This is a genomic window from Paracoccus maritimus, from assembly GCF_025195095.1.
Taxonomy (GTDB): Bacteria; Pseudomonadota; Alphaproteobacteria; order Rhodobacterales; family Rhodobacteraceae; genus Paracoccus; species Paracoccus maritimus.
In genome coordinates, this window is sequence record NZ_JANAVZ010000036.1 from 1 (window position 1) to 2,128 (window position 2,128).

At 59.0% G+C, this 2,128-nt stretch carries 2 protein-coding genes and 2 pseudogenes; all 4 read right to left on the reverse strand.

Annotated features, from left to right (window positions below; genetic code table 11):
- Positions 1-128: 128 nt before the first annotated feature.
- Positions 129-408: pseudogene (locus MU516_RS19275) on the reverse strand (adenylyl-sulfate kinase); the annotation flags it as partial.
- A 166-nt stretch (positions 409-574) separates the two neighbouring features.
- Entirely contained in the window at positions 575-1,321 is a 747-nt protein-coding gene (locus MU516_RS19280; RefSeq protein ID WP_260278825.1) for a sulfite exporter TauE/SafE family protein, read from the reverse strand.
- A 396-nt stretch (positions 1,322-1,717) separates the two neighbouring features.
- Positions 1,718-1,981: an NnrS family protein gene (locus MU516_RS19285; protein WP_311319131.1), complete on the reverse strand. Its 264-nt coding sequence runs from the start codon at positions 1,979-1,981 to the stop codon at positions 1,718-1,720.
- A gap of 26 nt (positions 1,982-2,007) precedes the next feature.
- Positions 2,008-2,128, reverse strand: a pseudogene (locus MU516_RS19290) (IS66 family transposase); the annotation flags it as partial.

Here is a 2,128-nt window from a genome sequence, read left to right on the forward strand (position 1 = left end):
AGACCCTCGAATATCGGCGCTTGCAGCACCGCAAGCTCGCCGCATAACATCATCCCAAAGACGAGGCCCGCTCTCCGCTAATCCACGCCCCGAGTTGCGCCAAATGTTCTGACGACGGACACTATTGTGAGGTGGGCCTCAATGAAGGCGCCATGGCCTTCGACATCTGTCTGCACTTCGCGCCACATCGCTGCATGCAGTGCGATCGGGCACAAAAGGCGATGCCGCCGTTCTTTGTGATTTCGCTGGACACGAAACCGATCCGGCGGATGCTAAGATCGTGATGCTCCCTGGAGAATCCGAGTACAGAGGAAAGGTTTTTCCGCAAGATATCGCCATCGAGCAGCGTCACCGGTCGCCGCCCAGTTCCATGACTTTCACTCGAAGCGAATTGGCTATGGTCGACTTGTCAGGGCGGAAACGGCGTTTGTCGGGGTCGCAACCCACCGCTGTCGGGTTCCCAGGCTGCCCCCTGAAGTCCATCCACTTGATGCTGTGAGATATCCAGATGACGACGTCTTTTCTATCCGAGGGAACGCAGTTGTAATGTTGGCTCTCCGCAGAACCTTCACAGTCAGAGTGCGAAGAACACCAGCGTCATTGATGCACCAATGCCGACGATTATAGCTTGGAGATAGTCGGTGTTTTGAATTCGCCGCGCCTGGCGGGCGCCGATGTATCCGCCAACTGTTATCGAGATCGCCAGGATAGCCGCGGATTCCCAAGCGATCAGGCCAGCGCTCGCATACGTCGTGACCGACACCAAGGAGAGCACGGCAGACAGCATGTTTTTCAGGCCGTTCATTCCGTGCAGGTTCTGGAAGCCAATTAAGCTTAACACCGCCAGTAGCATGATGCCAAGACCACCATTGAAATAGCCACCGTAGCCAGCAACGAGGAAGACCGTGAAAGCCGAGAGACCTGGTCCGATCTGCAATCCCCTCGCGCGAACCAGCCTTACGAGACCCGGACCGGCAGCAAAGAGAAGAGTGGCAGTGAGCAGGAGCCAAGGTACGATGCCAACAAAGGCGTCGCCCGGCGTGATTAAGAGCAGCCCCGCACCGGACAGGCCGCCGAGCGCGGCGGTCCAAATGATGCTCCGAAGCCCGAGGCTTCCCTCGGCGGATATATCGTGTCTGTAGGCCCAGGCACTACCGACATTGCCTGGCAAGGCGGTCAGCGTCGCCGTGGCGTTGGCCATGATCGGTGGTACTCCTAGCCAGACCAGAGCAGGAAAGCTGACAAAAGTTCCGCCACCGGCAATGGCATTGATCATGCCGGCGAGCAGGCCCGCCACGACCAATATGATTATGGAAAGCATTCGCGCATCCTCGACCTGAATGATCGCGTCTCCGCCCCGTTACTCAAATGGTCTGCAAATTGGTCTATTTTTCGCGGGCCGCTCTGAGATGAATGAGGATCGCTTCCACCGCCGGGCTGAGGAAGACCGACCTCACAGCGTGATCGGATACAACGTCCAGATGGCAGTGCATTATCCCGATGGCGCCACCGGCCCGTCATCGTGAGACAGCCGGGAAAATCCAGCTTCCGGCGGTCCAAGGTTGGAGAGCAGTGCACATCAACCCGCGGAACCTCCGCCTATTCGGAGGAATAGTTGGGGCTCAGGACAGCGATCTCCGATGACCCGGGCGCATTCATCTCCGCCATCACCGGCAAGCCCTCGCAACATCGCTGCACTGGTACGCGATCACGCGTATCAAGACTTGGACGCTGCTTTGCGCCCAATCTTGGGACTTAGAAGCCAGGGCCCAGTGCGACATAGGTAGGCAACGAAAGCCAGCGTCCAGAGAACTGCGGAAAGATCGACACCGTTGAGACCACTAAGCACTACATTTTGGCCTGCAACACGCGCCAAAGTCGCACCACAGATCAGAGCAAATGCGCTCGTCAGCCAGGGTCCGGCAACCAATGGCCGGCCGGTATGGCCCATCGTTGCCCGCATCATGACCGCCTGCGTCATCCCGACAACGGCGCCGATGCCCAGCACAACCGCTCGGCTTGCAGGACATGGTCGCGGATCAGCATGTGGAGCGGCTCGAGCGCGGCGGCACAGGCGCCGACCTGGTCGGCCAGGGTCGACAGGCTGAGATCAACACCTTCCCGGGCA

Coding starts and splice junctions, on each gene's coding strand:
- MU516_RS19280 (WP_260278825.1), bottom strand. CDS start 1,321: ATGCTTTCCATAATCATATTGGTCGTGGCGGGCCTGCTCGCCGGCATG.
- MU516_RS19285 (WP_311319131.1), bottom strand. CDS start 1,981: ATGACGCAGGCGGTCATGATGCGGGCAACGATGGGCCATACCGGCCGG.